The sequence below is a fragment of the Methylobacterium sp. P1-11 genome, from assembly GCF_008329595.1.
In the GTDB taxonomy this organism is placed as follows: Bacteria; Pseudomonadota; Alphaproteobacteria; order Rhizobiales; family Beijerinckiaceae; genus Methylobacterium.
In genome coordinates, this window is record NZ_NPKS01000017.1 from 32,219 (window position 1) to 44,797 (window position 12,579).

Consider the following 12,579-nt stretch of genomic DNA (forward strand, 5'->3'; position numbering starts at 1 on the left):
CCCGTCGGGCCGCGTCGAGCCGGGCGTTGGGCGTCGTCAGTTCTGGCCGGTGCCGTCGCCGATGCCGCGCATCGCGGGATCAGGCTTGAGCGCGACCTCGACGACGTCGCCCGGCTGGAGTTCCGTGTCCTCGGCGGCGTCGAGCTGGCTCCGGGAAGCGTTGCCCTGGCGGAAGACCGCGATCGACGCCCGCGCGCGGCTTCCGGACAGGAGCTGGGCGCGGAGGGCGCCGGTATAGACCAGCTTGTCGTTGATGCTGTTCAGCCGCGATCGATAGGTCGCCAGATTGTTCTCCGCGACCTGGAGCTTCTCCAGGGCATCGAGGGCCTGCTGGTCGTCGACCCGCTCGAGCTTGCGGGCGACCTCGCTCTTGTCACGTTCGAGCTGGGTGAGCTGCACCGTCGTCTGCAGGGCCCGTGTCGAGGAGAGCAGCACGGCCCGCCGCGCATCGGTCAGCCGGGTCGTGACCACCGCGCCGCGCTGGAACAGGGCGCGCACCGAGTCGTATTCCTCGGCATCGGCGGTGACGCCCTCCTTCTCCTTGCTCTGCTGCTCGCTGAGGCTGGCGTATTGCGTCTGCGTCCGGGAGAGGGACCGCTGCAGGTGGTCCTTCTCCTTGGCGATGTCGGTCATCTGGACCCTGAGCTGCTGCTCCGCGAGCTTCTGCGCCGGCGTCGCGCGGCTGCCCGGAGCGGGGTCGGTCGCGGGCGCGGATTTCTCGCCCCGCGCCGCCGCGACGATCGCCTTCAGGCGCCAGATCGTGGCGGATTCCCGCTGGATGCTCGCCCAGGTGCTGTCGTACTCGGCGCGCAGGTTCGCGGTCTCGACGACCGGATTCTCCATCCTGAACCGCAGGAGGTTGTAGCCGCCCGCCAGCGCGACCGCCTGCCGGACGGTCATGCCCGGATGGAACGGGTGCTCGCCCTGCTTGGTCACGTCGCCGCTCAGGTAGACCGGCTGGTACTTCGAGATCCGGATCCCGATCTCGTCCGGCTCGATCACGGCAATCGATTCCTTGCCCTCCGAGTTGCGCTGCCGCACCGCCTTGGCGGGCAGCGACTTCTGCAGGTTCTGGCGCAGCTCCGCGACGGTGAGGCCGGCCGCCGGCACGTCGCCGAGCAGCGGCACCATGACGGTGCCGTCGGGGGAGACGGTCGCCTCCTGCTTGAAGCTCGGGATGCTCAGGGCCGAGACCTCGATCGTGTCGCCGGGGCCGATGCGGTACTCCGCCGCCGCCGGCAGCGTGGACAGGGCGAGCAGACAGGCCGCGAACCCGGCGCGGGCGGCTCCGTGGGCAGCCTCGGTCCTCGTCGAAGTCTTCGACACGCAGCACTCCCTCTAGGCTCCCCCTCCGAATCCAGGCGCGGCGATCGAGCGGCAGGACCGCGCGCCGGCCTCACGGGCTCATGGAGGGCTGAGACCGCATGATGCGTAACGGCAGAGCCAGCCGGGACTCCTCCAAAAGGCGGGATCGCGCGTCCATGCCGGGGCGGGGGCTGCGCCTTTCGGCGTAGGCCCTCTGGCCGGAACGGAGCGCCGCAACCGGGATGGGCCGTCTCGGACGGGTGCCGTTCGCCTTTCGACGGACGAACGGCATCGAAAGCCTGGGTTCCCGGCTGTCCGCAGCTCTGTGCAGTTTTGATGCACAGAAGTTCGGCGAAAGGAGCGGCGGGTATGCCGATTACCGATGCAGATATTGGGCCTGATGTGGGTATATTCTACCCAGATCTAGTCAATATTTACGGATGTCGAATCGAAAGCGGTTCGCGCATCGGACCCTTCGTCGAGATCCAGCGGGGCAGCCGGATCGGCCCGCGCTGCAAGATCTCCTCGCACAGCTTCATCTGCGCGGGCGTCTCCATCGGGGCGGAAGTGTTCGTCGGCCACGGCGTGGTCTTCACCAACGAGATCTACCCGGAAGCCACCAATGCGGACGGGAGCCTGAAGCGGGACGGCGAGTGGGACCTCGTCGAGACCGTGGTCGAGGCCCGCGCCTCCATCGGCTCCAACGCCACGATCGTGGCGGGAATCACCATCGGCGAGGGCGCGCTCGTGGGCGCCGGCGCCGTCGTGACCCGGGATGTCCCGGCCTACGCCATCGTCGCCGGATGCCCTGCCCGGGTCGTCGGCGACACGCGCACCAAGCGGGCCAACAGCGCCCGATCCGCCCAGTCGCCCCGGCCCGAGACGGCCGAGCCTCTGCAAGTTGCCTGAGGGAATGCAGTCATGATCTCGATCGGAATCGTCGGATACGGCTACTGGGGGCCGAACCTCGCCCGGTGCACCTCGGAGTCCGAGCGCTGCCAGCTCGTGGCCATCGCCGACCAGTCGCCGGCCGCGCTCGGCCGGGCCGGCAAGCGCTACCCGGCCGTCCAGCTCCATCAGGATTGGCGCGACCTCGTGGCCGATCCCGCGATCGACGCCGTCATGGTGGCGACGCCGGTGAGTTCGCATTTCGAGATCGCCATCAACGCGCTGCGGGCCGGCAAGCACGTCTTCATCGAGAAGCCGATCACGCCCTCGGCCTTCGAGGCGCGGCTGCTGATCGAGGAAGCGGCCAAGCGCAACCTGACCCTGATGGTCGACCACACCTTCGTCTACACGGGCGCGGTCGAGAAGATCCACGAGCTCGTGACGACCGACGCCATCGGCGACGTGTTCTACTACGATTCCACCCGGGTGAATCTCGGCCTGTTCCAGCGCGACGTGAACGTGATCTGGGATCTGGCGGTCCACGACCTCGCCATCCTCGACCACATCCTGGATCTCACCCCGGTGGCGATCTCGGCGAGCGGCACCGGCCATTTCAGCGGCCGCCCCGAGAACATGGCCCACCTGACCGTGTTCTACCCGCGCGGTGTCGTCGCGCAGATCAACGTCAACTGGCTCGCGCCCGTGAAGGTGCGGCAGACGCTGATCGGCGGCAGCAAGAAGATGATCGTCTACAACGACCTCGACCCGATCGAGAAGGTCAAGGTCTACGACCGCGGCGTCACCGTCGGCGGCGGCTCGGACGACATCACCGAGCTGATGGTCTCCTACCGGACCGGCGACATGTGGTCGCCGCACCTGTCCTTCCGCGAGGCGCTGATCGTCGAGATCGAGCACTTCGCCGATTCCATCGAGACCGGCACCGCGCCCATGACCGACGGCCATAGCGGCCTGCGCGTCGTCGAGATGCTCGAAGCCGCCATGCGCTCCCTGCGCCAGAACGGCTCCCCCATCGACCTCATGCCACTTGCGAGGGCCTCGTGATTCCCTTCCTCGACCTCAAGGCGCAGTACGCGGCGATCGGCGGCGACGTCGAGACGGCGGTCCTCAACGTCCTGCGCAGCGGCGACTTCGTCCTCGGACCGGCGGTCAGCGCCTTCGAGGCCGCCTTCGCGGAAGCCTGCGGCGCCCGCCACGCGGTTGCCGTGAGCAGCGGCACCGCGGCCCTGCACCTCGCCCTGCTGGCCCTCGACATCGGCCCGGGCGACGAGGTGATCACGGTCTCGTCGACCTTCGTGGCGACGGTGGCGGCGGTGCTGTATGCCGGCGCGACGCCGGTCCTGGTCGATATCGACCCGGTCAGCTGGACCATGGACCCGGCCCTGGTCGAGGCGGCGATCACGCCCCGCACCAAGGCGATCCTGCCGGTGCACCTCCACGGACGGATGGCGGATCTCGATGCGCTGGGCGCCATCGCCCGGCGCCACGGGATCGCCCTCGTCGAGGACGCCGCCCAGGCGCATCTCGCCGAGCGCGGCGGCCGCAAGGCCGGCACGATCGGGGATATCGGCTGCTTCAGCTTCTATCCCGGCAAGAATCTCGGGGCCTACGGCGAGGGCGGCGCCATCGTCACGGACCGGGACGACCTCGCCGAGGCGGCCCGCTGCCTGCGCGACTGGGGTCAGCAGGGCAAGTACAACCACGTCCGCCACGGCTTCAACCTGCGCATGGACGGCGTCCAGGGCGCGGTGCTGGGGGTCAAGCTCCCGCATCTGGAGGCCTGGACCCGCGCCCGTCAGGCGGTGGCGGCGGAATACGGCACCCGGCTCGCGGGCCTCGGCCTGGAACTGCCGGCCCCCGCCGGGCTCGACCACGTGTTCCACGTCTACGCCGTGTCGACGGCGGACCGCGAGGGGCTGCGCCAATACCTCAACGCGGCCGGCATCGCCACCGGCATCCACTATCCCGTCCCGGTCCACCGGCAGCCCGCCTACAGCCACCTCGACGACGGCGCCGGCCGCCTGCCGGTCACCGAGCGGCTGGCCGCCCGGACCCTGTCCCTCCCGATGTTCCCCGAGATGACGTCCGCGCAGATCGATACCGTCTGCCAGGCCGTCACCAGCTACTGCGAGGTCGCCGATGCCCAAGCTGCGTGAGGTCACGAAGGGAAGCCGGTTCAGCGGCGACCTGCGCGGGACCCGGATCCTGGTCACAGGCGGATCGGGCTTCATCGGCTCCCACATCATCGACCTGCTGGTTGCGGCCGGCTGCGACGAGATCGTGGCCGTCGACAACATGGTCCGCGGCCGCCCCGAGAATCTCGGGGACGCCCTCGGCTCCGGCCGCGTCCGCCTCGTCCAGGGCGACATCCGCGACCGCGCCCTGATGGACACGCTGGTCAAGGGCACCGACGTGGTGTTCCACCAGGCGGCCCTGCGCATCACGCAGTGCGCCTCGGAGCCGCGCCACGCCTTCGAGGTGATGGCCACCGCGACCTTCAACCTGCTGGAGAGCTGCGTCGAGGCCGGCGTCGCCAAGGTGGTGATGGCCTCCTCGGCCTCGGTCTACGGGATGGCGGAAGCCTTCCCGACGACCGAGAAGCACCACCCTTACGACAATCGGACCCTGTACGGCGCCGCCAAGTCCTTCGGGGAAGGTCTCCTGCGCTCGTTCAACGACATGTACGGGCTCGACTACGTCGCCCTCCGGTACTTCAACGCCTACGGGCCGCGGATGGACCTGACCGGCCGCTACACCGAGGTCATGGTTCGCTGGATGCAGCGCCTGGCCGAGGGCCAGTCGCCGATCGTCTTCGGCGACGGCCTGCAGACCATGGACCTCGTCCATGTCCGCGACATCGCCCAGGCCAACATCCTGTCGGCGACGTCGTCGGCCACCGACGTGGTGCTCAATGTCGGCACCGGCGTCGAGACCTCGCTGGTCGACCTCGCCGGCCACCTCACCCGGATCATGGGCCGGGACGGCACGCCGCTGCTCCACGAGGCCGAGCGGGCGGTGAACCCGGTGCCGCGGCGCCTGTGCGACACGCGCCTCGCCAAGGACCTGATCGGCTTCGAGGCGGAGATCGGCGCCGCCGAGGGCCTGGCCGACCTCGTCGCCTGGTGGCAGGACGAGTCCCGCTCCGATCACCTGCGGCGGGCGCTGGCATGATCCCGATCGCCAAGCCCGAAGTCGGCGACCCCGAGGCCGAGGCCGCCGCCGCCGTCGTCCGCTCCGGATGGCTGACCCAGGGGCCGCAGGTCGCGGCCTTCGAGGCGGCGTTCGCCGCGATCGTCGGCGCGCCCCATGCCTGCGCGGTCTCGAACTGCACGACCGCGCTGCATCTCGCCCTGCTCGCCGTCGGGGTCGGCCCCGGCGACGAGGTGGTGACGGTGAGCCACAGCTTCATCGCCACCGCCAACGCCATCGCCCAGTGCGGGGCGACGCCGATCTTCGTCGACATCGACCCGGCGACCTTCAACATGGCCCCGACCGCGGCGGCGGCGGCGATCACCGAGAAGACGAAGGCGATCGTCTGCGTCCACCAGATGGGCATGCCCTGCGACCTGGAGGCGATCGTGGCGATCGGGCGTCGGTCCGGCATCCCGGTGATCGAGGACGCGGCCTGCGCCATCGGCTCCGAGCGGCTCCAGGGCGATGTCTGGCGGCCGATCGGCAGCAGCGGGGGTGGGATTGCCGGCGACATCGCCTGCTTCTCGTTCCATCCGCGCAAGGTGCTGACCACCGGCGACGGCGGCATGATCACCACCGCCAAGCCCGAATGGGACCGGACCTTCCGGCTGCTGCGCCAGCACGGGATGAGCGTCTCCGACATCGCCCGCCACGGCAGCGCCACGGTGGTCGTCGAATCGTACGCGATCGCGGGTTTCAACTATCGGATGACGGACGTTCAGGCGGCCATCGGCCGGGAGCAGCTGAAGCGGCTGCCCGACCTGATCGCCCGCCGCCGCCGCCTCGCCGACGGCTACCGCGCGCGGTTGGCCGACCTCCCCGCGGTGACGCCGCCGCCCGAACCGATCGGGATGCGCAGCAATTGGCAGAGCTACTGCGTCCGACTCCCGGATGATGCAGACCAGCATGCAGTGATGCAGGCGATGCTCGACCGGGGCATCGCCACCCGCCGGGGCATCATGTGCGCGCATCTCGAGCCGCCCTACGCCGAGGCGCCGCGGCGCTTCGCGCTGCCGGAATCCGAGCGGGCGCGCGACCACGCGATCCTGTTGCCCCTCTACGCGGCGATGACGGAGGCGGAGCAGGATCAGGTCGTCGACGGCCTGCGCGCCGCCCTGAAATGATCCCCGCACCGGTCAGGAGCCTCGCCCGGACGGTCGGCCTGACGCGCCCGCGCGTCGCCGCCGCCCGGATGGCCTGCGAGCGCACGACGCTCGCCCTCGCCCGGATCCGGCGGCCGGCGCCGGGCGGTCGCATCCTCTGCTACCATTCGGTCGGCCAGTCGGAATGCGGCGTCAACGACGTCACTCCCGCGCGCTTCCGCCACCAGCTCGAGCGTGCGCTCAATCTCGGCTACCGCTTCGTGCCGGCGGCCACCATCGCCGACGGGCGCGGCGGCGCGCGGGATCTCGCCATCACCTTCGATGACGGCTGGCACAGCGTCCTCAGCGGGGCGGCACCGATCCTGAGCGATTACGGGATTCCGTGGACCCTGTTCATCGTGTCGGGCTGGCTCGACCGCCCCGAGAGCGGACCGCCGGGCATCCTGGGCTGGCGCGCCATCGAGGCGCTCGCCGCGAACGGGGTCGAAATCGGAAGCCATTCCGTGACCCACCCGGATTTCGGGCGCCTCAGCGCGGCGGAGGCGGCCGACGAGCTGGAGGAATCCCGGCGTGCCATCGGGGCTCGCCTCGGCGTGCGGCCGGACAGTTTCGCGATCCCGCTCGGGCAATCGGCGAACTGGACGCAGGCGGCCGCAAACGCCGCCCGGGAGGCGGGCTACCGGATCGTCTACGCCCAGGCGGTGGAGACCCGCCCCGCCGGAACGGTGGCGCGCAGCTTCGTCACGCAGTTCGACAACGATCTCGTCTTCGGTGCCCTGCTCCGGGGCGCCTACGATGCCTGGGAGGAGTGGGTATGAATCGACCCGCGCAGCGCCGCGTCTCCGTCGTGGTGCCCACCTGCAACCGGCCCGCCTTCCTGCGCGAGGCCCTGGCGAGCATCCGCGCCCTGGAGGGCCCCGACCTCGCCTTTGAGATCATCGTGGGCGACAACGGCGAGGCGGGGCCGGCCGCCGAGGTCGCCGCCGAATTCGGCGCGATTCATGTCCCCGTCGACCGGCCCGGCGCCGGCGCGGCCCGCAATGCCGGCCTGACCCGGGCGAGCGCGCCCTACGTGGCGTTCCTCGACGACGACGACGTCTGGCAGCCGGCGCACATCCGGGACCATCTTCGCCTGTTCGAGGCCGATCCGGCCCTCGGGATCGTGTTCGGGCAGATCGTCACCACCGACCACGACCTCGTGCCGACCTACGGTCCCTGGCCGGCGGATCTGCCGTCGGACAAGGGCGCGCTGCTGCGCCACATGTTGAGCGGCTACTTCCCGCAGATCGGCGCGACCATGGTGCGCCGGACGGTCGCGGACGCGGTCGGCCTGTTCGACGAGGCTCTGCTCGGCGATCAGGACTGGGACTGGCAGCTGCGCGCCGTCCGCGGCCACGGCGTGGGCTTCGTCGCCGCGCCCTGCGTGCATTTCCGGCAGCGGCCGGCGGGGACTTTCGACCGCCTGATCGCCCGCCGGATTCACTTCACCCGTCTGGTCTTCCGACGCCACGCGCCGGCTCTCGGCGTCTCGCGGCTCGCGGCCCTGCGGCTCTATTTCGGGACTGTGCAGGGCTATTACGACGCCCTGCTGGATGCCACCGAGGCCCACGTGGCCCGCGGCGATCGCCGCGCCGCCGCGGGGGCGTTCCTCACGGCTTTCCGCCTGATGCCACACCGGGCGATCCGGCAGGCCTTCCGGCCGACGCGCGCGCGCACGGCCCTGCTGGCGCTGGCCGCCGGGTCGGCAGCCGGGCCGCTGACCGCCGATCCGGAGACGCGCTGAGCCCGACGGGCTGTCGCTCCGCGGCGCGGGCCTCCCTGAGGGCCCGGCCGCCGGAGTGGGCTCGCGTTGTCCCGGCCGTGCCCGGAGTGCGCAGCGCCCGGGATTCCGAGCTGTCCTACGAGGCGCGACCGTCCTTGCCTGCGGAGAGCGGGCCGTCCCGACGGAGACCGGTGAGGGCCGCAGAAGCGCGGGCGGGCGGCCCGGCCTTCCGCGACGCGCGGACCGCGCGGGGCGGGGCCCGCTCCGCTGGGCGCGACGCACGCCAGTCGGCATGACCGATCCGCACCCAACCCGGGCCCGGGGCGGCCTCAGGCGCTGGGGACCTGCGCCCGGACCCGCATCGGGCCGAACCGATCCTTCACGTTGCGGACCAGCCATTCCGGGAGGAGCAGGCGCACCGGTTCCCAGAGGCCGGAGAAGTCGCCCGCGCGGCGCAGGGCGAGCCAGGAGGCGACGCGCTGGCGCAGCGGCAGCATGCCGATGTAGTTCTTGGTCATCTCCGATACGGGGAAGTCCGAGCCGAACATGTCCTGGTGTCGCAGGTCGGGCTCGCCGAGATGGGGCGTCTCGGCCGGGCCGGGCGCCTCGGCCTCCGGGGGCAGCCGGGGCAGGGCCCGCGCCTGCGCGTAGACCGCGTCGAGTCCTGCCAGCCAGGCGGCCTGCGCGTACAGGCCCGCGACCGCGGCGGCGCTCTCGGCGCCCGCGGCGTCCCGCGCCGCGGCATCGGTGATGAGCGCGGTCAGGTGGGCCTCGTAGGCGGCTTGGTCGTGGGCCACCCGGGCCGTGACGTCGAGCCCCGGATGATTGATCGCCACAATCTCCGCCGCCGCGGGGGCCTCGAAGCGCGTGACCAGCGGCAGCCCATAGGCGGCGGCCTCCAGCATCGAGGTCGACGACACAAACGGGTAGGAATCGACGTAGATGTCGGCCGCCTCGAAGAAGACCCGCGGGTCGGCGAGCTCGGCATGGGCCGTGATGCGCCCGCCGGTGGCGGCCCGGGCCCGCTCCCAGTCGGCCCGCTCGCCGGGGCCGACCACGATGAGCCGGGCTTGGGGATGCGCCGCGAGGAGGTCGACGTGGCGGTCCGCGTAGGTGACCGGCCCGACGTTGCGGTACTTGGCCCCCCGGGCCACCGAGACCAGGAGGACGCTGTCCTCCGGCATGCCCAGGGCTTGCTTGGCCGCGTTGCGGGCGCGCTGGCGCTCGGGCAGCGTGATCAGGGTCGGCAGCAGGAGGCTGCGGGCCGGATCGACTCCGCGCCGCGCGACGGCGAGCCGGCGCGCGGCCTCGCGCAGATTGATCACCGCGTGGCTGATTCGCGTCCCGATCCAGAACAGGTGGTCGGCGTGGTTGAGCAGCAGGACCGGCGGGCTCTTCGCCGGGTCCGCGAAGGCGATCAGCGGGACCACGTCCTCGCAGTGGATGTGCAGGACGACGACGTCGTAGCCGCGCGCGATCTGGCGCAGCTCCCGCGCCCAGGCGAGCTTGTCGCCCTTGTGGTGGTTCAGGTGGTGGATCCCGCCGCCGCTCCCGCGCACCGCGGCGGTGATCCGCCCGTCGACCGGGCCGCGATGCTGGGTCAGGGCAACGCCGTTGACCCGGTTGCGGTCGGCGCCGATCCAGAGCGCGAGCATCTTGGTGAGGCCACCCACCGGGGCGAGCTGCGTGCAGACGTGGAGGACGCGCCGGTACGGAGCCCCATCGCCGCCCGCACCGTCCCGGTCGCCGCCGTCGAGGGTCCGGCCGATCGCGGTCATCAACCGTTCGAGGCGCGGGCTTGCGAACACGCCGCAATGCCGGTGCGCCGCCAGGGTCGCCGCGATGGCGGTCTCGACGGCCGCGCCGGCATGGTCGCCGGCCGCCGCAAGACGCTCCGCGTGCCGCACCCGGGCATCGAAGGCGGCGAAGTTCGATCGGATCCGCCCGACGCGGGACGCCGTCCCGGCCGCATTCTCCCCATCGCCGTCCCGGCAGAGTTCCGACGCGCCTTTGACCATCATGCCCTCCGGGCCTCAGCGCAGCGATGCGGCGCCGTTCGTTGTCCAGCTCCCCGCCTCGTGGAAGACTCCGAAGACGTCCGGCGCGAAGACGGGGTGCTCGATGTGGAAGCGGCCGCCGATCTTGGCCGCGAGGAGGCGCTCGAAGCCGCGCTGCCGGACCACCATCGAGACCGTGTAGGTGTCGGCGGTCAGGGTCAGCGGCGGCGTCAGTAGTTCCACCTCGCCCTCGCCCGAGAGGGCGGTCAGGCCGGCGTCGTCCGCCTGCGTGCTGAAATTGCAGCAGAGCAGCTCGTCGGACCGCGTGATCGAGAACAGGACGTGCGGGTCGGCGACCGGCTCGGCGGCGTTGTAGCGGGCCCGGATCCGCATCCGCTCGCCGTGGCGGAACAGCGTTCGCGGCGCGCCGGATTCGTCGGTGATCGTCACGTCGCTGATCTTGACCGGCAGGTCGCCGGTGTCCGGGCGGAACCACGCAGTGTCGGCGAGATAGCTGTCCCGCTCGTAGTGGGTCAGGCCCTCGTCGGTGGGGCCGTCATAGGCGACGCGACCGCCCTTGATGTAGATCACCCGCTCGCACATGGTCTTGATGCTGAACATGTTGTGCGAGACCAGCAGGATCGTCGAACCCTTGCCCTGGAGGCGCCGGGCGAAGTCCATGCACTTGCGCTGGAAGGTGTAGTCGCCCACCGCCAGCACCTCGTCGAGGAGCAGGATGTCGGGCTCGAGATGCGCGGCGACCGAGAAGGCCAGCCGGACATACATGCCGCTGGAATAGCGCTTCACCGGCATGTCGATGAACTCGCCGATCTCCGAGAAGGCGACGATCGCGTCGAACTTCGCGGCGATCTCCCGACGGTCCATCCCGAGGATCGAGCCGTAGAGGAAGATGTTCTCGCGGCCGGTCAGTTCCCGGTGGAAGCCGGTGCCGACCTCCAGCAGGGCCCCGACCCGGCCCTCAAGGCGGATCCGGCCGGTGGTCGGCGCGGCGATCCGCGACAGGAGCTTGAGGAGCGTGCTCTTGCCGGCGCCGTTGAGGCCGATGATGCCGACATTCTCGCCGTGCCGGATGCCGAAGCTCACCTCCCTCAGCGCCCAGAAGCTCTCCTGCGACGGGCGCGCCTCGGAGCGGCGGCTCAGCAGGCCGCGGATGCCCTCGCTGAGCGCGTCGCGCAGCGAGTTCTGGTGGGCGGCGCGCGGTGCGCGCCAGTACTGTTTGCCGATATCTTGTACGCTGATTGCCATCGACATCAGATTATATCCGCGAAAGAGCGCTCCATGCGCTGGAAGAAGATCAATCCGCTGACGAGGAGGCCCAGCGCGGCAGTGACCGAGACCACGAGCGCAAAGGCATCAGGCGGGGTTCCACCTAGGATGGCGAACCGGAACGCCTCGATCAGGCCGACCATGGGATTCAGCGCGTAGACCCAGCGCACCGAGGCAGGCACGATGCTCGACGCGTAGACGATCGGCGAGGCGTACATCCAGATCTGGATCAGGAACGGCAGCGTGTGCTTGACGTCCCGGAACCGGACATTGATCGGCCCGAGCCAGAGGCTGACGCCGAGGGCGAGCATGGCCGTGACGATCAGGGTCGGGACGGCCAGCACCAGATGCCAGTCCGGCACCACCCCGTACCAGAGCATCAGGGCCAGCATCACGGCGAGCGCGATGGCGAAATCGACCATCGGCGACACAACCGTCGCGAGCGGGATAACCAGCCGCGGGAAGTAGATCTTGCGGATGAGTTCGGCCTCCGCCACGAGCCCGTTGGCGCTGCGCCGCACCGCCTCGGAGAAGTACGTCCACAGGACGACCGCGCTGCCGGCAAAGAGTGCGTAGGGCGCACCGTCGGTTGGGATTTTGGCGAAGTGGCCGAAGATCACCGTAAAGATCAGGACAGTGAAGAGCGGCTGCGCAATCGCCCAGCAGGCGCCGAGGGCGGTTTGCCGATAGAGGACTTTCAGGTCACGCAGGATCAGGACGCGCAAGAGACCCTTGTACTGCGCCAAGCCCGCTGCATCGAAGGCGACGACTCGGTCGTCTGGCGCGATCTCAGTGACCCGCATCGTTGACGGATCGGTCCGCCGTTCCGTCAACCCGCATTCTGACGAGCCGAGGCCAATCGCATTCAAAGATTTCATCATTCGAGGTCGTCCCGCATGACGCTCTGAGCCGGTGGTCCAGCTCGCGGGATCTGGTTCGAATCGGCCTGTGAGCCGGCCGGCCGTCCCGCCGAAACGGGCTATCATCGCCCAGAGGCGTTCAGAATTACAACTTTCGCCGTATCAGT

At 70.4% G+C, this 12,579-nt stretch carries 11 protein-coding genes; 7 read left to right on the forward strand and 4 right to left on the reverse strand.

Annotated features, from left to right (window positions below; translation table 11 throughout):
* Positions 1-36: 36 nt before the first annotated feature.
* Complete coding sequence (locus tag CIW48_RS18010; RefSeq protein ID WP_149311994.1) at positions 37-1,326, reverse strand: polysaccharide biosynthesis/export family protein; 1,290 nt, start codon at positions 1,324-1,326, stop codon at positions 37-39.
* Positions 1,327-1,674: 348 nt separating this feature from the next.
* Between CIW48_RS18010 and CIW48_RS18015 the strand changes: the two genes are divergently transcribed.
* The 7 genes from CIW48_RS18015 to CIW48_RS18045 are packed head-to-tail and all read left to right on the forward strand — an operon-like array spanning position 1,675 to position 8,289.
* Positions 1,675-2,214 carry an acyltransferase gene (locus CIW48_RS18015; RefSeq protein WP_091784282.1) on the forward strand — a complete coding sequence of 180 codons (540 nt, stop codon included), beginning with the start codon at positions 1,675-1,677 and terminating at the stop codon, positions 2,212-2,214.
* Positions 2,215-2,226: 12 nt separating this feature from the next.
* Positions 2,227-3,255: a Gfo/Idh/MocA family oxidoreductase gene (locus tag CIW48_RS18020; RefSeq protein WP_091784285.1), complete on the forward strand. Its 1,029-nt coding sequence runs from the start codon at positions 2,227-2,229 to the stop codon at positions 3,253-3,255.
* Positions 3,252-4,367, forward strand: coding sequence for a DegT/DnrJ/EryC1/StrS family aminotransferase (locus CIW48_RS18025; protein WP_149311995.1), 1,116 nt, complete (start codon positions 3,252-3,254; stop codon positions 4,365-4,367). Before CIW48_RS18020 ends, CIW48_RS18025 begins: the two co-directional genes overlap by 4 nt.
* Entirely contained in the window at positions 4,351-5,382 is a 1,032-nt protein-coding gene (locus CIW48_RS18030) for an SDR family NAD(P)-dependent oxidoreductase (RefSeq protein WP_149311996.1), read from the forward strand. The genes CIW48_RS18025 and CIW48_RS18030 overlap by 17 nt, the downstream gene beginning before the upstream one ends.
* Positions 5,379-6,527, forward strand: a complete 1,149-nt coding sequence (locus CIW48_RS18035; protein WP_149311997.1) for a DegT/DnrJ/EryC1/StrS family aminotransferase — start codon at positions 5,379-5,381, stop codon at positions 6,525-6,527. The genes CIW48_RS18030 and CIW48_RS18035 overlap by 4 nt, the downstream gene beginning before the upstream one ends.
* Positions 6,524-7,324, forward strand: coding sequence for a polysaccharide deacetylase family protein (locus tag CIW48_RS18040; RefSeq protein WP_149311998.1), 801 nt, complete (start codon positions 6,524-6,526; stop codon positions 7,322-7,324). The genes CIW48_RS18035 and CIW48_RS18040 overlap by 4 nt, the downstream gene beginning before the upstream one ends.
* Complete coding sequence (locus CIW48_RS18045; RefSeq protein WP_149311999.1) at positions 7,321-8,289, forward strand: glycosyltransferase family A protein; 969 nt, start codon at positions 7,321-7,323, stop codon at positions 8,287-8,289. Before CIW48_RS18040 ends, CIW48_RS18045 begins: the two co-directional genes overlap by 4 nt.
* A 308-nt stretch (positions 8,290-8,597) precedes the next feature.
* On the opposite strand, the gene CIW48_RS18050 is transcribed toward CIW48_RS18045, so the two are convergent.
* Genes CIW48_RS18050 through CIW48_RS18060 form a run of 3 tightly spaced genes read right to left on the reverse strand, consistent with a single transcriptional unit; the run spans position 8,598 to position 12,355 of the window.
* A complete protein-coding gene (locus CIW48_RS18050; protein ID WP_149312000.1) occupies positions 8,598-10,286 on the reverse strand; it encodes a glycosyltransferase in 1,689 nt (562 codons plus the stop codon).
* A 15-nt stretch (positions 10,287-10,301) separates the two neighbouring features.
* Complete coding sequence (locus CIW48_RS18055) at positions 10,302-11,537, reverse strand: ABC transporter ATP-binding protein (protein ID WP_149312001.1); 1,236 nt, start codon at positions 11,535-11,537, stop codon at positions 10,302-10,304.
* On the reverse strand, positions 11,537-12,355 hold the full coding sequence (locus tag CIW48_RS18060) for an ABC transporter permease (RefSeq protein ID WP_246695307.1): 819 nt from the start codon (positions 12,353-12,355) through the stop codon (positions 11,537-11,539). Before CIW48_RS18060 ends, CIW48_RS18055 begins: the two co-directional genes overlap by 1 nt.
* Positions 12,356-12,579: the final 224 nt, after the last annotated feature.